This is a genomic window from Faecalibacterium sp. DFI.5.82, assembly GCF_029076575.1.
GTDB lineage: Bacteria > Bacillota > Clostridia > Oscillospirales > Ruminococcaceae > Faecalibacterium > Faecalibacterium duncaniae.
The window spans coordinates 118728-136626 of the sequence record NZ_JARFIS010000006.1; the positions used below are offsets into that span (position 1 = coordinate 118728).

The 17899-nt window shown below is 60.1% G+C and carries 17 protein-coding genes and 2 tRNA genes; 10 read left to right on the plus strand and 9 right to left on the minus strand.

From position 1 onward, the window contains the following. Window positions 1-75: 75 nt before the first annotated feature. The 7 genes from mnmG to serS all read left to right on the plus strand — a co-directional run bounded on the left by mnmG (window position 76) and on the right by serS (window position 8032). Entirely contained in the window at window positions 76-1947 is a 1872-nt protein-coding gene (gene mnmG, locus P0G09_RS09235; RefSeq protein WP_156068947.1) for a tRNA uridine-5-carboxymethylaminomethyl(34) synthesis enzyme MnmG, read from the plus strand. 170 nt (window positions 1948-2117) lie between these two features. After that, window positions 2118-2672 (plus strand): prolyl-tRNA synthetase associated domain-containing protein, encoded by a 555-nt coding sequence (locus P0G09_RS09240; protein WP_342760528.1) that lies wholly within the window; start codon window positions 2118-2120, stop codon window positions 2670-2672. 206 nt (window positions 2673-2878) lie between these two features. Further along, window positions 2879-3586, plus strand: coding sequence for a 16S rRNA (guanine(527)-N(7))-methyltransferase RsmG (gene rsmG / locus P0G09_RS09245; protein WP_275252506.1), 708 nt, complete (start codon window positions 2879-2881; stop codon window positions 3584-3586). Between the two features lie 157 nt (window positions 3587-3743). Beyond that, window positions 3744-4538 (plus strand): ParB/RepB/Spo0J family partition protein, encoded by a 795-nt coding sequence (locus P0G09_RS09250; protein ID WP_005929172.1) that lies wholly within the window; start codon window positions 3744-3746, stop codon window positions 4536-4538. Between the two features lie 193 nt (window positions 4539-4731). Then, window positions 4732-5583 (plus strand): ParA family protein, encoded by an 852-nt coding sequence (locus P0G09_RS09255; protein WP_156068944.1) that lies wholly within the window; start codon window positions 4732-4734, stop codon window positions 5581-5583. Between the two features lie 3 nt (window positions 5584-5586). After that, complete coding sequence (locus P0G09_RS09260; protein ID WP_097773098.1) at window positions 5587-6456, plus strand: ParB/RepB/Spo0J family partition protein; 870 nt, start codon at window positions 5587-5589, stop codon at window positions 6454-6456. Between the two features lie 244 nt (window positions 6457-6700). Then, window positions 6701-8032, plus strand: coding sequence for a serine--tRNA ligase (gene serS / locus P0G09_RS09265; RefSeq protein ID WP_005929185.1), 1332 nt, complete (start codon window positions 6701-6703; stop codon window positions 8030-8032). 130 nt (window positions 8033-8162) lie between these two features. Here serS and P0G09_RS09270 read toward each other — a convergent pair. The 8 genes from P0G09_RS09270 to P0G09_RS09305 form a co-directional block, all read right to left on the minus strand. Further along, a tRNA-Glu gene (locus P0G09_RS09270) sits at window positions 8163-8237 on the minus strand. A gap of 91 nt (window positions 8238-8328) precedes the next feature. Continuing rightward, window positions 8329-8405 (minus strand) — tRNA-Met (locus P0G09_RS09275). A 160-nt stretch (window positions 8406-8565) separates the two neighbouring features. Beyond that, the gene (locus tag P0G09_RS09280; RefSeq protein ID WP_097769909.1) at window positions 8566-9234 is read right to left on the minus strand and encodes a hydrolase; all 669 of its coding nucleotides are present in this window, start codon (window positions 9232-9234) and stop codon (window positions 8566-8568) included. Between the two features lie 150 nt (window positions 9235-9384). Further along, entirely contained in the window at window positions 9385-10041 is a 657-nt protein-coding gene (locus P0G09_RS09285; protein WP_117534284.1) for an HAD family hydrolase, read from the minus strand. A 94-nt stretch (window positions 10042-10135) separates the two neighbouring features. Continuing rightward, window positions 10136-11512 (minus strand): PH domain-containing protein, encoded by a 1377-nt coding sequence (locus P0G09_RS09290; RefSeq protein ID WP_275252507.1) that lies wholly within the window; start codon window positions 11510-11512, stop codon window positions 10136-10138. After that, on the minus strand, window positions 11509-11940 hold the full coding sequence (locus tag P0G09_RS09295; RefSeq protein ID WP_275252508.1) for a PH domain-containing protein: 432 nt from the start codon (window positions 11938-11940) through the stop codon (window positions 11509-11511). The genes P0G09_RS09290 and P0G09_RS09295 overlap by 4 nt, the downstream gene beginning before the upstream one ends. Continuing rightward, complete coding sequence (locus tag P0G09_RS09300; RefSeq protein ID WP_005929193.1) at window positions 11937-12602, minus strand: TrkA family potassium uptake protein; 666 nt, start codon at window positions 12600-12602, stop codon at window positions 11937-11939. Before P0G09_RS09300 ends, P0G09_RS09295 begins: the two co-directional genes overlap by 4 nt. Before the next feature lie 47 nt (window positions 12603-12649). Further along, window positions 12650-13063, minus strand: coding sequence for a TrkA family potassium uptake protein (locus P0G09_RS09305; RefSeq protein WP_097769913.1), 414 nt, complete (start codon window positions 13061-13063; stop codon window positions 12650-12652). 252 nt (window positions 13064-13315) lie between these two features. Here P0G09_RS09305 and P0G09_RS09310 point away from each other — a divergent pair, with 252 nt between their 5' ends. Together P0G09_RS09310 and P0G09_RS09315 are read left to right on the plus strand one after the other, a co-directional pair. Further along, window positions 13316-14146 carry an undecaprenyl-diphosphate phosphatase gene (locus P0G09_RS09310; RefSeq protein ID WP_005929199.1) on the plus strand — a complete coding sequence of 277 codons (831 nt, stop codon included), beginning with the start codon at window positions 13316-13318 and terminating at the stop codon, window positions 14144-14146. Window positions 14147-14304: 158 nt separating this feature from the next. After that, window positions 14305-15429, plus strand: a complete 1125-nt coding sequence (locus P0G09_RS09315; protein WP_215697491.1) for a DUF362 domain-containing protein — start codon at window positions 14305-14307, stop codon at window positions 15427-15429. Between the two features lie 69 nt (window positions 15430-15498). On the opposite strand, the gene P0G09_RS09320 is transcribed toward P0G09_RS09315, so the two are convergent. Beyond that, the gene (locus tag P0G09_RS09320) at window positions 15499-16086 is read right to left on the minus strand and encodes a hypothetical protein (protein ID WP_227611717.1); all 588 of its coding nucleotides are present in this window, start codon (window positions 16084-16086) and stop codon (window positions 15499-15501) included. Window positions 16087-16345: 259 nt separating this feature from the next. Between P0G09_RS09320 and P0G09_RS09325 the strand changes: the two genes are divergently transcribed. Continuing rightward, the gene (locus P0G09_RS09325) at window positions 16346-17887 is read left to right on the plus strand and encodes a PTS transporter subunit EIIC (RefSeq protein WP_275252509.1); all 1542 of its coding nucleotides are present in this window, start codon (window positions 16346-16348) and stop codon (window positions 17885-17887) included. Window positions 17888-17899: the final 12 nt, after the last annotated feature.

Below are 17899 nucleotides of genomic sequence, written 5' to 3' on the forward strand. Positions count from 1 at the left end.
CGGTCCTCGGAGAAACTTCCAGCCGCTCTGCCGGGTAACAGCAGATTGAACCATAGAGGAAAGTATAGGAAAAGTATGAATCATCTTGGAGATTACGATGTGATCGTAATAGGCGCGGGCCACGCTGGCATTGAAGCGGCCCACGCTGCTGCCACGCTGGGTGCCAAAACGGCGGTGTTTACCATGAGCCTGGATGCCATTGGCAACATGCCCTGCAACCCCAGCATCGGCGGAACTGCAAAAGGAACGCTGGTACGAGAATTGGATGCGCTGGGCGGTGTGATGGGCCTTGCGGCGGATGCCACCTACCTGCAGAGCCGGATGCTGAACAAGGGCAAAGGCCCTGCCGTTCATGCCCTGCGCGTTCAGACCGACCGCAAGCGCTACCACGAATATATGAAGCACGCCCTTGAACTCACGCCCGGCCTTGCCATCCATCAGGCCGAGGTGGTGGGCATTGAGGTGGAGAACGGCCATGTCAAGGGCGTAGTGACCCAGCTGAACGGGGAGTACAGCGCAAAGTGTGTGGTCATTGCCACGGGCACCAATCTGGGCGGCAAAATTTTTGTCGGTGATGCGTGGTATGCTTCCGGCCCTGACGGGATGCACGCCGCCAATGCCCTGACCGAAAGCCTGAAAGCCGCCGGTCTGCCTCTGCGACGGTTCAAGACCGGTACCCCTGCCCGCGTCCACCGGAGAAGCATCGACTTCTCCAAGCTGGAATGCCAGCCCGGCGACCCGGACAGCGAGCTGCAGCCCTTCAGCTTTCTGACGGATGCACCCATGCACAACAAGGTCGAATGCTGGATCGCCTACACCAACCCTGAGACCCACCGGATCATTCTGGACAACATCCAGCGCAGCCCGCTCTATGGCGGCATGATCGAGGGGGTTGGCCCCCGGTACTGCCCCTCCATTGAGGACAAGGTGGTGCGCTTTGCGGGCAAGGACCGGCACCCCATCTTTGTGGAGCCCTGCGGCGAGAACACAGAGGAGATGTATCTGCAGGGTGCGTCCAGCAGCCTGCCTGAGGATGTACAGAACGCCTTTTACCGGAGCATTCAGGGGTTTGAACACATTGAGATCATGCGCCCGGCCTACGCCATCGAGTATGACTGCGTAGACCCGACCAGCCTGGAAGCCACGCTGGAGAGCAAGGTGGTGCGGGGCTTGTATGGTGCAGGCCAGTTCAATGGCACCTCCGGCTACGAGGAAGCCGCCGCGCAGGGTCTGCTGGCCGGTCTGAACGCTGCCCGCAGTGCAAAAGGGGAGAGCCAGCTGATCCTGGAGCGTCAGACCAGCTATCTGGGCACGCTGGTGGATGACCTTGTCACCAAGGGGGTCATGGACCCTTATCGCATGATGACCAGCCGGAGCGAGTACCGCCTGACCCTGCGGCAGGACAACGCCGATCAGCGGCTGACCCCCATTGGCCGGGAGTATGGTCTGGTGCAGGATGACCGCTGGGCAAAATACCAGCACACCCAGAGCATTCTGGAAGCGGAGCGCCGCCGCCTGCACGAGACCCATCTGCGCACTGCTGACCTGCGCGCTGCCATGGAAGCAGCCGGGCTGACCCCTGCCGCGGAGGGCGGCATTGCCGAAGAGCTGCTCCGCCGCCCCGAGATCAGCTATCCGCTGTTGGCGGGTGTGATCGGCTGGGGCGAGGGCATCACCCCCATGCTGGCCGAGCGGCTGGAGACCGAGATCAAGTACGCAGGCTACATTGCCCGACAGGATCGGATGATCCGTGACGTGGCCCGCCACGAAAAGACCCTGATTCCCGCAGATTTCGAGTATGCGGACCTGACCGGCCTGACGCTGGAGGCCCGTGAGAAGCTGACCCGCATCCGCCCGAAGAATCTGGGGCAGGCGGGCCGCATCCCCGGCGTTTCGCCCTCCGATGTGGCGCAGCTGAGCATTGCGCTGGCTGCTGCAAAACGATAAATGGGGTCGCCCTCTCCGTCAGTGCTTTGCACTGCCACCTCTCCCAAAGGGAGAGGCTCTGGCGGTTTGATCAGAACGTAGAATCAACCCTGCCAATGGCTCCCCCTTTGGGGGAGCTGGACGCGAAGCGGCCTGAGAGGGCGAGGATGGTAAGAAAGAAGGGTTACTTTATGGAATTGGTTCTATACAAAGGCCGCCCTGCCGATTGTACGGGCCGGCTTGAAAAAGAGATCCGCACCTATGATCTGCTGGACGCGCTGGGGCTGGAATACTGGCGCACTGACCATGCCTTTCTGCGGGCCGACACCATGGAGGACTGCGTGGTCATTGATGACTGCCTGGGTGCCACGGTCTGCAAGAACCTGTTCCTTTGCAACCGGCAGAAAACGAACTTTTACCTGCTGATGATGCCGGGGGACAAGCCCTTCAAGACAAAGGAGCTCTCCCATCAGCTGGGCATTTCCCGCCTGAGCTTTGCCTCCCCGGAGGATATGGAGCAGTATCTGGATTGTACGCCGGGCTCCTCGTCTGTTATTGGGCTGGCGAACGACAAGGAAAACAAAGTCCAGCTTCTCATGGATGAGGATGTGGTCAAGGGGGAGTTTCTGGGATGTCACCCCTGCATCAACACCTCCTCGCTCAAGCTGTACACGAAGGATGTTCTGGAAAAGTTCCTGCCGGCGGTACACCATGAGCCTGTTTATGTTGTTTTGAATGGAGACTGAGTTCTCTTTTGCGTGCCAAAAGAGAACCAGAAAAGCACCCGCTGCTTTCGAGGCGCGGGAGGCACGAACCAGGGGTTGCTCGCCCCTGGTGACCCCAAAGAAGAAGGCTTCAAACAAAAATGCTGGAGATTCGTGCATTCGCACGAAAATCTCTTGACCGCATTTTTGTTCTGCGCCGATTTGAAATCGAGAACGAGAGGTGCGAAATGATCGATAAAGCGAGACTGGAGCAAAAATGTTCCATGTGGAACATTGCGCTGACCGGGGACCAGCTGGACCAGCTGGATGCCTTTGCGCAGATCTTGGTGGACTACAACCAGAAGGTCAATCTGACCGCCATTACCGACCCGGAGGGCATTGAGGACAAGCACTTCCTCGACAGCCTGCTGTTTGCCAGCCAGCCCGAGGTAGCAGGGAAGATGGTGGACGTGGGTGCCGGTGCCGGATTCCCAGGCATCGTGACAAAGATCTACAAGCCCGAGCTGGAGCTGACCCTGATGGAGCCCACCGGCAAGCGGGTGGAGTTCTTGAAGTATGCCTGCGCTCAGCTGGGCCTGACCGGGGTGGAGTTTGCCAAGGAGCGCGCCGAGGAAGCCGCCCGCAAAGCATGGCGGGAGCAGTTTGATCTGGCCTCTGCCCGTGCGGTGGCGGCTCTGCCCATGCTGGCCGAGTACTGCTTACCGCTGGTCAAGGTGGGTGGCAGCTTCCTTGCCATGAAAGGCGCTTCCGGCGAGGAGGAGCTGGCTGCAGCCCGCGGTGCCATCCGGAAGCTGGGCGGCGAGTACAAGGAGACCCGCACCCTGCATCTGCCGGGCGGCGATACCCGGACCCTCATCCTCTGCAAAAAGATTTCGCAAACTCCGACAGCCTACCCCAGAAACGGTGGAAAGATCGCAAAGTCTCCGCTGAAATAACGCAAAACCGCAAGATAAATGCCAAGCCCTGCCGAACGATTCTTCTGGCAGGGCTTTTTGATTTCTGGTACACTGGAACTGCAATGAGCGATTTTTCCACCGTTTCCCGGGAAACAGTGGAAAACTGTGTCACATTTCAGCGAAAGGGGAAAGAATCATGTTTGAATGGAAGAAATCTGCCGGAAAGATCTACACTCTGCCTGTGGAAAGCATCCGTCCCTCGCCGTTTCAGGCTCGGACTGTTTTTGATGAAAAGGAGCTGGCGGGGCTGGCCCAGAGCATCCGGGAAAACGGCCTGTTACAGCCCATCTCGGTGCGGAAGGTCGAGGGTGGTTACGAGCTGGTGGCAGGGGAGCGGCGGCTCCGCGCCTGCAAGTTGGCCAGGATGGAGACCATTCCGGCCATCCTCTGCGACTGCGGCGACCAGCGGACTGCGGCACTTGGTCTGCTGGAAAACATCCAGAGGGAAGACCTGAACCCCTTTGAGCAGGCACAGGGGCTGCGGGATGTGATCGCCCTTTGGGACTGCACCCAGGCCGAGGCGGCCAAGCGGCTGGGCATGGCACAGCCCACCCTTGCCAACAAGCTGCGGCTGCTGCAGCTGACCACCGACCAAAGGCAGTTCGTGCTGGACAATGGCCTGACCGAGCGCCACGCCCGGGCTGTCCTGCGCCTGCCCGAGAACCGGCGGAGCGAAGCCCTTATCACCATTGCCAAGCGGCGGATGAATGCCCGGCAGACCGACCTGTACATTGAGCAGGTGCTCAATGCCGCCGCCCCGGGCAGACACCGCATCTCCATGGTCAAGGATGTGCGCATCTTTGTCAACACCATCGACCATGCCATCCGGCTGATGACGGACAACGGTGTGCCTGCCACGGCCCACAGGGAAGAGCGGGACGGCTATATCGAATACACAGTGCGCATTCCAACCGCAGCCGCGCAAAGATAAAACGCATCGCAATTTTCACAAAAAATGCAATTCCACAGGGTTTTTACGCAAAATAATCAGGAAACAGGTTCAAAAAGCCGCGCTGATGTGCTATACTAGTCTTTAAAGGGGCTTTGCTGGCGGGAAAACAGCGGGGCCCGGCCTCGAATGTTCCACGTGGAACAAATAATTTTCCCGGGAGGAAACAAAGAGCGTGGCTAAAATCGTTGCAATTGCAAACCAAAAAGGCGGCGTGGGCAAGACCACCACGGCCGTGAACCTTTCGTCCTGCGTTGCGGCTCTGGGCAAAAAGACGCTCATCGTCGATCTGGACCCGCAGGGCAATACCACCACCGGTTACGGCATTCCCAAGCGGAGTGTCGATGTGGGTACTTATGAGCTGCTGATCGGTGAGGCGGAGGCAAAGGATGCCATCCGCAAGACCGAGTTCCGCACCGATGTCATCGGTTCCAACACCCGGCTTGCGGGTGCGGGTCTGGAAATGATCGATCTGCCGGGCCGCGAAAGCCGCCTGCGCAAGGCGCTGGCCTCGGTGCAGAAGGACTACGACTTCATCTTTGTGGACTGCCCGCCCAGCCTGGATCTGCTCACCCTGAACGGTCTGTGCGCCTGCGACAGCGTGCTTATCCCCATCCAGTGTGAGTATTACGCACTGGAGGGCCTGTCGGAGCTCATCAGCACCCTCAAGACCATCCGCAAGAAGTACAACCCCTATCTGGACATCGAGGGCGTGGTGTTCACCATGTTCTCCGGGCGGTTCAACCTGACGCTGCAGGTGGTGGATCAGGTCAAAAAGTATTTTGGCTCCAAGGTCTACAAGACCACCATCCCGCGCACCATCCGGATCTCGGAAGCGCCCAGCTACGGCCAGCCCATCAATTTTTATGAGCCCAAGGGCAAGGGCAGCGAGGCCTATATGGATCTCGCCATTGAGTTCGTAAAGAACAACCGCCCGCATGAACCGGCACGCCGCCGCACAAAAGGGAACAGTGCCCCCGCCGAGCAGAAAAGCGCACTGGAACAAGTGAAGCAGGGGGAAGCGTAACCTATGGCAAAAAAAAGAGGAGGACTGGGCCGGGGCCTGGAAAGTCTGTTTGAGGACACAGCCCCCAGCTTTGAGTCCGATAACCGGATCGAGACACTGCCCCTGCGGGAGATCGAGCCGGACCCGGCCCAGCCCCGCAAGACCTTTGATGAGGAAACGCTGGCAGAGCTGGCGGCCAGCATCTCAGAGCACGGTTTGCTGCAGCCCATCGCGGTGCGGCCCCACGGGGTAGACCGCTATCTCATCGTGGCCGGTGAGCGCCGCTGGCGTGCCTGCCGGATGGCGGGCCTGACCGAGGCACCCGTCGTCGTGAAGGATGTCACAGATGAGCAGGCCATGGAGCTGGCGCTGGTGGAAAACCTTCAGCGCGAGGATCTGGACCCGGTGGAAGAAGCACTGGGCATCCGGGAGCTGATGACCCGCTGTGACCTGACCCAGGAGCAGGCCGCCCGCAAACTGGGCAAGAGCCGCAGTGCACTGGCCAACAGCCTGCGTCTGCTCAACCTGCCCGAAACGGTGCTGGAGCTGCTGAAGGGCGGTTTCCTCACCACCGGCCACGCAAAGGTGGTGCTGGGCCTGCCCACCCCGGAGCTGCAGGAGCAGGCGGCACAGATCATTGCCGACCATGAGCTGAATGTCCGGCAGGCAGAGGCCCTGTGCAAAAAGCTGGCCAAGCCCCCCAAAGAGCCTGTGGAGCCCGCCCCGCGCGGCACCCTGCCTGTGGAGGTGGAGGAGAGCCTGAAGCAGGCGCTGGGCAGTGAGGTCAATGTGGCCTACCACGATGGCAAGGGCAAGCTGACCGTCCACTTCTACTCGGATGAGCAGCTGAAGGCTTTTGCAAACTTATTAGGGCAATATCAGGTTGAGGATTAAACCTCTCCGTCATTGTTGTTGCCCAGTAGGAGAGGCATTGGCAGCCGATGAAAGCTTTTCGTATACGCCAGAGGCTCCCCTATTAGGGGAGCTGGCGGGCGCAAGCCCGACTGAGAGGTTGTACGAAGGCAAGCCTGCCCGAGAAGAAAAACATAGCGATCTAAGGCGGCACGCCGCCTTTGAACGGCATGGGAAAGGGCCCACCCGCCCCATGCGAACCGAAATAGAGTAAGGAGAGTAAATCATGCTTGATATCAAATTTGTCCGTGACAACCCGGATGCTGTCAAGGAAAACATCAAGAAGAAGTTCCAGGATGCCAAGCTCCCTCTGGTGGATGAAGTCATCGAGAAGGACGCAAAGTACCGCGAGTGCCTGAAGGAAGTTGAGAGCCTGAAGGCTGCCCGCAACAAGCTGAGCAAGGCCAACGGCCCCCTGTTCGGTCAGCTGAAGAAGTGCACCGACGAGGCCCAGAAGGCCCAGCTGCAGGCACAGATCGATGCCAACAACGCCGCCGTCAAGGCCGATGCGGACAAGATGGCAGAGCTGGAAGCCGAGGAAGCCAAGCTGGCTGACCGCATCCAGGAGATCATGTACACCATCCCCCAGATGATCGACCCCAGCGTGCCCATCGGCCCCGATGACACCTACAATGTGGAGGCTCAGCGCTTTGGCGAGCCTGTGGTGCCCGATTTCCCCATCCCGTACCACACCGAGATCATGGAGAGCTTTGACGGCATCGATATGGACGCTGCTGGCCGCGTTGCCGGCAATGGCTTCTACTACCTGCTGGGCAACATTGCCCGCCTGCATGAGGCTGTGCTGGCTTATGCCCGCGACTTTATGATCGACAAGGGCTTCACCTATGTCATTCCTCCCTTTATGATGCACGGCAACGTGGTGCAGGGCGTGATGTCCTTCCCCGAAATGGATGCCATGATGTACAAGATCGAGGGCGAGGATCTGTACCTGATCGGTACCAGTGAGCACACCATGATCGGCCGCTTCATCGACCAGACCCTGGACGAGGCTACTCTGCCCCTGACCCTGACCTCCTACAGCCCCTGCTTCCGCAAGGAGAAGGGCGCACACGGCATCGAGGAGCGCGGCATCTACCGCATCCACCAGTTCGAGAAGCAGGAGATGATCGTGGTCTGCCGCCCCGAGGAGAGCGCCGACTGGTACGAGAAGCTCTGGAAGAACTCCGTGGAGCTGTTCCGCAGCATGGAGATCCCCGTGCGCCAGCTGAACTGCTGCTCCGGCGATCTGGCTGACCTGAAGGTCAAGAGCTGCGATATCGAGGCCTGGAGCCCCCGCCAGCAGAAGTACTTTGAGGTCTGCTCCTGCTCCAACCTGGGCGATGCACAGGCACGCCGCCTGCACATCCGCGTCAAGGGCAAGGACGGCAAGACCTATCTGGCCCACACCCTGAACAACACCTGCGTGGCTCCTCCGCGTATGCTGATCGCCTTCCTGGAGAACCATCTGCAGGCCGATGGCTCCGTGACCATCCCCAAGGTGCTGCAGCCCTACATGGGCGGCCTGGAAGTTATGGTTCCCACCCACAAGAAGGGCTGAGCCTGAGCTTTTCCACAAAGCACTCATAAAATGTTGAAAACCCCGCCGTCCGCGTGATGCAGACGGCGGGGTTTTGTTGTGTAGAAAAACAAAAAGAAAAAAGCTCCTGATTTTTCAATCAGAAGCTTTTTGGTGACCCGTACGGGAATCGAACCCATGTTACAGCCGTGAAAGGGCCGTGTCTTAACCGCTTGACCAACGGGCCTCAAAAACACAGAGCTTCGCTAAAACCTCCGACATCCATCATCCACTACTGCGGACGACCGTCCCCCTTATCTTAGCGAAACTCTGTAACGTGGTAGCGGTAACTGGATTTGAACCGGTGACACTTCGGGTATGAACCGAATGCTCTAGCCAACTGAGCTATACCGCCATATTTATTTTGTGCACTTGAACAGTGCTTTATTATTATATCCAATCGACCGCGATTTGTCAACAATTATTTCGCAAAAATTCAAAAATTTCTGAAATATCTCCTTTCATGGCGTAAAAAAGACGCTGTAACAGAAAAAAGTTACAGCGTCTTGCGTAAATCATTCCCGATATTTCTCCATCATTTCCTTGAACAGCACAGCCGGAGAGGGCGGCGTATAGGTAATGGCGTTGGCACCCGCCGCAATGGTGGCGGAAATGCTCTCGCCGGTCTTGCCGCCGCTGGCGATGATGGGCACATCCGGGAACTGCTCCCGGATCTTTGCCACCACCCGGGGCGTGTCGGTGCTGCAGGCCACATTCAGGATGGATGCCCCGGAATCAATGCGGCTCTGGATGTTGGTATCCTCTTTTGTCACTGTGATGATGACCGGGATGTCCACCACCCGCGAGACCGCCAGCAGGTTCAGGTCAGAGATGGGGGAATTGAGCACCACGCCCATGGCACCCTGGCTCTCCACGTCGCGGGCAAGGTTCAGGGTGCGCACGCCGTGGGTGGTGCCGCCGCCCACACCGCAGAACACCGGGATGTAGGATGCCTTGATGATGGCATCGCTGATGGCCTGCTGGGGCGTGAAAGGATAGACCGCGAACACCGCGTCCGCGTCGCAGTTGCGGATGATGGCAAGGTCGGTGGTGAATACAAAGCTTTTCAGCCGCCGCCCGTTGATTACGATGCCGCTGGCGGCATACACCTCCTGGGGCATTTTCAGGATGTTGTGGCGCAGGCGGCTCTCTACGTTGGGGGAAGTTTTCTTTTCAGCTGCCATGGGCAAGTCCTCCGTTTCTCCATTGTTTCAAATAGGAACTATATTATAGGAAAACAGGGGAGTTTATGCAAGAAACATCCTGTGAACAGTCTGCAAATAAAAATCGACCCTCTCCGTCCGTGCTTCACAGCACCGGAGAGGGTCGTTCCTTTAATGTGTTCTAACGTATTCTAAAATATCCTCAGGCACGCCGGCCAGTGCATCGGCTCCGGCAGCAGTCAGCTCTGCGCGGCCCCGGAAGCCCCACAGCGCTCCCATGGCAGGCAGACCGGCATTGTGCCCGGTCAGGATATCTACATCGCTGTCGCCCACAAACAGGGTGCTGGCAGGGTCTGCGTGCAGGTCCTGCATCAGGCTGTAAACACCGGTGGGGTCGGGCTTGGTGGGCACGCCCGGGCGGCTGCCCCGTACCAGAACAAACCGACCTGCCCCGAAATAATGCTCGATGATCTTGCCGCACAGCGGGTCAGCCTTGTTGGAGAACACCGCGCACTGCACGCCTGCGGCGTTCAGCGCGTCAATGAGGGCAGCAATGCCCGGGTAAGGCGCGGTCTTGTCCTCCTTGTGGGCATCGTACCGGGCGGTAAACTCCGCCAGCGTAGCGGCCAGCTGCTCCGGTGTGCGGGCATCGGCGGGCGAAAACCGCTCCACGAGCTTCGGGATGCCGTTGCCCACCATGTGCTTGAACTGCTCCACCGTAAACTCCGGCCACCCGTGCTGTGCGCACACCCAGTTGCCTGCATCAGCCAGGTCGTCGATGGTGTTCAGCAAAGTGCCGTCCAAATCAAATAATACCGTATGAATCATAACAATTTTACTTCCCCTAAGAACAAATAGCTTTATCTTTATGCCAAGGACTCCCCCTATTGGGAGAGCTGTCGCCGATCGGCGGCTGAGAGGTTTAATTCGTTTCCATAAATCTGAAAAATTTCTCCGCATCCCGCAGCGGTACGCTCCTCACCTTGAGCTTTACCCAGCCGGGAAAGGTCAGGGTCAGATTGGTGCGGCCCACACTGGCAGCCCAAGGGCTTTGTGCTGCGGTCAGGCAAACATCCGGGTGAAACACACAGATGCAATGCAGGTAGAGTCCCTGCTGCCGCCGCAGGGTCATGCGGCCCTCCCGCAGCCAGAGGCCCTCCCGCCGGTAGCCGGCTGCGGCTCCGGCCAGCAGTGCCCCAAAGAAGAAGGTGGGGATGAGCAGGGTCACGGTCAGCTGGGGCAGCACTGTGGCCGAGACCAGCGTCAGCAGGAGGCAGAGGGCAAAGGGAATGCCTGCCGGTGCAAAAAAGATGAGACTGCGCTGCTCGGTGCGGGCCAGCAGGTCGGGCGGCATCCGGAACTCCGGCAGCAGCTCCCGGAACAATGCCTCCTCGCCGCTGTGGTAGACGAACAGCGGCAGCTCGGGGGAGCAGCCGCCCGCCGTTACAAAGACCGGCCAGCGTTTCATCAGCCGGGCGGCGGGGGAGATGCGGACATCTGCAAAGCTGATCTCGCTTGTCCGCACCCGGCACTCGAAGTGCTCCAGCCAGCCGCCCCGGCTGCCGATCTGGTCGGCCGTGTGCCAGACAGTGTAGTGCACGGTCTGAGCAAAGCTGCGCATCAGGCTGGCCCCCAGCAGAAAGCCTGCAGCCGCCAGCAGCCATGCCGCGCCTGCAGGGAGCCACCGCGCCGCGAATCGGGCCAGAAAGCTCACCTGGATCTGGGCAAAAACGGCAGGGTTCCAGTCCGGAACATCCCGGGTCTGGTGCACGGCCAGCACGAACAGGGCCAGCGTGGAGAGGCCGTTGGCCCCCAGAAAACCCAGCGCCGCCCGCTCTCCTCCGGCGGGCCGGTGCAGGGTAGGCTTTACCAGAGGCATCAGCTGGTCTGCCACCGCCTCGGCATCGGCTTTGGGCAGGCAGACCGAAAGGGTGTGCTTTTGCGCCGCGCCCACTGGGTAAAGGGTCAGGCGGCTTGCCCCGGCCATCCGGTAGAGCAGGGGCCGGTCGATGGTCAGTGCCGCCAGCATCTCGCCCCGTAGGGCACGATTCAGCCGGATGCCCAGCCGCCAGTGCAGATGAAAGACTCCGGTGTCATCCATGCTCCAGCTGCTCACACGCAGGATGCCCCAGCTCACTGCGCAGAGCAGAAGGAACAGCAGCGCATCCTGCCGCAGCGCCGTGTACAGGGCTGTCCAGTTCCGCTCAAACAGCACCTGAACCAGCGGCAGCAGATAGACCACCAGCGTCTTGCGCAGAAACCGCAGAACGGTAAAGGGGTGCAGGCGGCGTTCGTTCATCGAATCTCCTCCGCAAGGACATGGGTGAGGGCAGAGGCCTGCTCTGCCGGGACCGCCGGTAAAATAAGCCGCGTGCCCGGTGCCGTGATGACGACCACAGATCCCCCTGCCAGCCGGAGCAACGGCGTGCGCAGCTGGAACAGCCCTGTTACGGCCCTGCGTCGGATCGCCCGCCGCAGCGGGAAGACGATGCCGGAGTACACCGTCAGGGTCTCCGCGCCCAGCGCAGCGGCATAGCTGCAGGCGCGCTGGTACACCACCGCCACCAGTGCGGCCCAGAGCAGGCAGAACACCACCCCGGCGGGCATGCTCTGCCAGAACACAAAGGGAGCCGCCAACAGGCCCGGGATGGCGGCCCAGCAGCAGAGCACAGCCCGGCCCCGGGGCGGGATGATGAGCGCCGTGCGGCGCAGCTCCCGCTCCGTCACTTGCTGTTCAGCTCCCAGGCATCGGTCAGCAGGTGCAGGGTATCGTCCTGCGTCAGCACCAGGATGCGGTCCCAGGGCAGCAGAACGGTGTTGCCGTGGGGGATGATGAACTCGGTGTCGCGGGTGATGCTGACCAGAATGGCATCGCCGGGAATGGGCACATCCATGATGGCCTTGCCCGCAAACTTGAAGTTCTCAGGCAGCAGGATCTCGTTCAAGCTGGCTGTGCCGCCGCCCAGGCTGAGCAGCTGGCGGATGGTATCCGTCTCGATCTCTCGCTCCAGAATGTGGCTCAGGTTGTCGGTGCCGCAGACCACGGTGTCCACGCCTAAGGTGTGCAGCAGCTCCCGGTTCTTGGGGTTAGAGGCCCGGGCCACGGTGCGGTCCACGCCGAACTCCCGCTTGGCAATCTGGCAGGCCACGAGGTTGTCCTCGTCCGAGCCGGTCACGGCCACAAAAGCGTTGCAGCTGCCAACATCGGCGGTGCGCAGGGTGTCCACGCTGATGGAATCGCCGCAGATCACGGGGATGTCCAGCGAATCTGCCAGCATCCGGCACTGGGCCTCGATGGGTTCAATGATGACCACCGAATGGTGGTTCGTCAGCAGGCTCTGGGCCAGATACCGCCCAACACGCCCGCCGCCTGCAATACAAACTTTCATATTGATACCTCACATTACTTTGGGTAAAACTAATTTGGGATAAAACCTCACTTCGCCAGCGCACGGAACACGGCCTGTTCTGTCAGGATGGTGGGGCAGATCGTGTCCAGCTCGTAGGTCTTGTGGTAGAGCACCTGCAAATGCGGGTCAGAGACGCGGCAGATGACCTTTTCGCGCCGGAAGATGTTCTTTGCGATCTGTGCAGCCATCAGGTTCACGGAGTCATCCTCGCACACAGCGGCCACCGCGTCGCAGTTCTCCACGCCGCCCTGCTTGAGGATGTCGGGATCGGTGGGGTCGCCCACAAGGGCTGTGCCGCCAAAGGAATAATCATCAAAGCTGTCCAGCCGCTTGAGCTGCTCGGGGTCCTTTTCGATCAGGGAAATATCATGGCCGATGCGTTCCAGATCCCGCACCAGTGCCGCGCCCACCTGGTCGCAGCCGATCACCAGAATATTCATGGATGTCACCTCATTGTTCAAAATCTGTTTTTATCTGGCCCGGCATTCCGCGTCAGAAGGAAACACAGGGAAAAGCGTTGTGTCCAGTATAGCATATTTCCCGCGGCAGATAAATACAGAAAAAGCAGACAGTGCTCCTGTATAAAATTTGTGATTTTTCGTGCGCAGGCTCTCAGAATATGATATACTGGAAAGCGAACCCAATCTGAATGTGTGCAGAGCGCCTGTGCCGCTTTGCAGGGAGGAGAACCCATGTTTCTTGAAATACTGAAAGCCATCCTGATGGGCATTGTGGAGGGCATCACCGAGTGGCTGCCCATCTCGTCCACCGGCCATATGATCCTGGTGGAGCAGGTGGTCAAGTTCAACGCCAGCGAGGAGTTTATGTCCATGTTCCGCGTGGTCATCCAGCTGGGTGCCATTCTGGCCGTGGTGGTGCTGTTCTGGAATAAGCTCTGGCCCTTCGGCCTGCGCCATGGCCGCGTCTGCTCCAAACCTGCCGTCTGGCAGCTCTGGTTCAAGGTGGTGGCCGCCACCATCCCGGTGCTCATCATCAGCCCGCTGGACGACTGGTTTGAGACCCGCTTTTACAATTACATCACGGTCGCCGCCATGCTGATCCTGTACGGTGTCCTCTTCATCCTTGTGGAGAACCGCCGCACCGCCCCGCATGTCACCCGGCTGGAACAGATCACCTACCGCGAAGCCTTCATCGTCGGCGTGTGGCAGATGCTGGCCATCATCCCCGGCACCTCCCGCTCTGGTGCCACCATCGTGGGCGGCCTGCTGCTGGGTCTGTCCCGTGCCTGTGTGGCCGAGTTTACCTTCTTCCTCGCCATTCCGGTTATGGCGGGCGCGTCCCTGCTCAAGGTGGTCAAGTTTGTTCTCTCCGGCGCTGCGATGACCGGCACCGAGATCGCTGTCCTCGTGGTGGGCTGTGTGGTCGCCTTTGTGGTCAGCCTTGCCGCCATCCGCTTCCTGATGGATTACGTCAAGCGCCATAACTTCAAGTTCTTCGGCCTCTACCGCATCGTGCTGGGTCTGATCGTCCTGGCTGTGGCCGCCATCACCGCCATTGCGTAAATCCCTCCCGAACCCCCCAGCCGCCCGCCCGGGCGGCTTTTTTGCGCCCTGGGGCAATTGCACCGGCCCCGGCCTTGTGCTATACTGGAGCCATAAAGAGAGAACCCGGCAGCGGGAAAGTGCCGCGCCTGAAATTGTCAAAAACGGAGGAGATCCCTATGGAAGCATCGACTGTATATTACACCGACTTCCGGTGTCCTGTGGGCACCAGCCTGACCGAAAAACTGCGCCGCCTGTGCATTGCGGCGGGCATCAAGAGCATTGATATGGACGGCAAGTTCGTGGCCATCAAGATGCACTTTGGCGAGCTGGGCAACCTGGCTTTCCTGCGCCCGAACTACGCCAAGGTAGTGGCAGACCTGTGTAAGGAGCAGGGGGGCCAGCCCTTCCTGACCGACTGCAACACACTGTACCCGGGCAGCCGCAAGAATGCGCTGGAGCACCTGAGCTGCGCGCAGGAAAACGGCTTCTGGCCCATGACCACCGGCTGCCAGATCATCATTGGCGATGGCCTGCGCGGCACCGATGAGCTTGAGGTGCCCGTGCCCAACGGCGAATACTGCAAGACCGCCAAGATCGGCCGCGCCATTATGGATGCCGACATCTTCATCAGCCTGACCCACTTCAAGGGCCACGAAGCGACTGGCTTCGGCGGAGCCATCAAGAACATCGGCATGGGCTGCGGCTCCCGTGCGGGCAAGATGGAGCAGCACTCCTCCGGTAAGCCCGCCGTGCAGGAGGAGCTCTGCCGCGGCTGCCACCGCTGCGCCAAAGAGTGCGGCTCCGATGCCATCCGCTACAACGAGAACAACAAGGCGGTCATTGATTACGAAAAGTGCAAGGGCTGCGGCCGCTGCATCGGTGCCTGCAACTTCGATGCCATCTATTCCATCGACAGCAGTGCCAACGAGGAGCTGGACCGCAAGATGGCAGAGTACGCCGCCGCCGTCTGTGCAGGCCGCCCCTGCTTCCACATCAGTCTGGTGCAGGATATCAGCCCCAACTGTGACTGCCACGGCGAGAACGATGCCCCCATCCTGCCGGATATCGGCATGTTCGCCTCCTTTGACCCCGTGGCGCTGGATCAGGCCTGTGCCGATGCCTGCCTGAACGCACAGCCCCTGCCCAACAGTCAGCTGGGCCAGAACCTTGCAAAGCCCGGCTGGAACTGCCACCACGACAACTTCAAGGATTCCAACCCCAATGTCGAGTGGAAGGCAACGCTGGATCAGGCCGAAAAGATCGGTATGGGCACCCGCCAGTACACCCTGAAGAAGATCTGAACATAAAAATAAGCCCGACAACGTCGGGCTTATTTTTATGTCTCTTGCATTCAGGGGCAGACGGAACGATCAATACTCGCTGGAAGCCGGGACCAGTACGTCAATGACATCGGCCAGGGCTTTCCAGTTTTCCTCGGAACAGCCGGGCAGCTCTTTGGCATCCAGACCGGCATCCTCGATGCGGCCGGTCATGCTGTCCTTGTCGGTCAGCAGGGTCTCGGCATCGGCCTTGATGAGCGGCCAGGCATCGGCAAAGCTCTGCTGGTCATCGGCGCTCAGGCTGTCGAACCACTGGGTATAGGCATCTTTGATGTCGCTGACCGGCTGGATGCTCATGTTGCAGCCATCGGCCCATTTCAGCAGGGAAGCCGCCGCGATGACGGATTTCAGCGAGCAGCCGGACACGCCGGGGCCCCAGCCAAGGCAGGGGGCAAAGGCATCGTCCGGGTCAGAGAGGGAGAACAGGGAGTTCTCGCCTGCGTCCAGCGGGCCCACCTTGCCAGTGTCGGCGGTCACGGTGGAAGAGGGGATGCTCTCGCTTGCAGAAGCGGAAGAGCTGGAAGCGGCAGTGCTGCCAGAAGAGGTGCTGCAGCCCGCCAGCACGCCGCACAGCAGGGCGGCGCAGACCAGCAGGGAAAGAATACGCTTGCGAATCATAGGAAAGCCTCCTTTTATCGTGTTCCGGCCCATCTGCCGGAGAAACTGCTCTGGTACATTTCTAGTATACTGTTCTGCCGGGCTGTTGTCAATCGGCGTGCGCAGGACGATTTTTCACCCCGGCTGTGCAAACTATACAAACTTTTGTCGTTTTTTTCTCAGTCGGGCGGGATTGACATTTTTTGCGCTGGCGCGTATAATCCGGCCATGGTCAAACTGGGAGAAACGGGTGAAGAACCGGGAAAAGGGGGAGAAACGGATGCAGAAATTTCTGCGGCGGCTGGAACGCTTTTCACAGTCGCTGCTGTCGCCGCTGTCTTATCTTTCGGCGGCGGGCCTGCTGCTGGTGCTGGGAGCGCTGCTCACCAGCAAGCCCCTGTGTCAGGCGCTGCCGGTGCTGCAGTGGGCTCCGCTGCAGCTGGTGGGTCAGCTGCTCTACAACGGGATGATGGTGCTCATCAACAACCTCAGCGTCATTCTCTGCGTGGGGGTGGCAGCCGTGCACGCCAAAACCGAAAAGCAGGATGCCGCCCTGCTGGCGCTGATGGCCTACCTGGTGTTCCTCACAGCCAACCACACCGCGCTGGAAGCGCTGGGACTGCTTGCCCAGCCGAACGGGATGACCGGCCTTGCGGGCACGGGCCAGACCACCATTCTGGGCATTCAGGTGGTGGACACCGGCGTGGCAAGCGGCATCGTGCTGGGCTTTGCGGCGGCGTGGCTCTTCAACCGCACCTGCGAAAAGCAGTTTTATGGCATGATCACCCAGCTTTATTCGGGTCTGCGGTGGTCGTTTTTGTGGCTGTCGGCGCTGGCGGTGGCACTGGGGCTGGGGTTCTGCTTCGTCTGCCCGCCGCTGCAGCGGGCGGTCAGCGCCCTCACGGGCTGGATCGCGGCTTCAGGGAACGCGGGTGTGTTCCTTTACGGCTTTCTGGAACGGCTGCTCATCCCCACCGGCCTGCATCACCTCATCTATATGCCCTTCCAGTTCTCCTCGCTGGGCGGCAGCCTGACTGTGGGCTCTGTGACCTACACAGGTGCTTACGCCGTCTGCATGACTGAGTACACCATGGGCCTGCCCCTCTCAGACGGCATCGTCTGGATGTACACCGGCTTCACCAAGACCTTTGGCTATCTGGGCATTGCAGCGGCCTTCATCTTCACGGCCCGCAGGGAGAACCGTGCCCGTACCGCCGCCGCTATGATCCCGCTGGCGGTCACGGCCTCGGTGGCCTCCATCACCGAGCCCATTGATTTTCTGTTCTGCTTCGTTTCGCCCCTGCTCTGGGTGGCTCATGCGGTCATTACGGGCGGCTTTATGGTGCTGCTCCATGTCCTGCACGTCCGGGCCTTTACCTCCAACCTGCTGGGGTCGCTGGTGTTCAACCTGAGCGCCGGGGAGCAGCTGCAGAACATGCCGCTGCTCTATCTGCTGGGCCTTGCGGAGATCCTGACCTACTTTGCCGTGTTCAGCGTCCTCATCAAAGCAAAGGATCTGCCCACCCCGGGCCGGGAAGCTGCCCTCTCCGCAGACCAGTCCCCGTACGCCGACCCGCAGGAGGTGTGCCGGTTCATCGCCGCGCTGGGTGGGCCGGAGAACATCGCCCAGCTGGGAAACTGCTTCACCCGCCTCCGGCTCACGGTGCGGGATGCCTCGCTGCTGGATATGGGGGCTCTGCTCTCCCTGCCCCATAAAGGTCTTGTGGTGCAGGGCACCCGGGTCCAGCTGGTCTGCGGCCTGCACGCCGCCCAGCTCCGCCATGCGCTTGAACAGCAGCTTGCCGAGATGGCCCCGGTGTGATTGCTTTTTGAT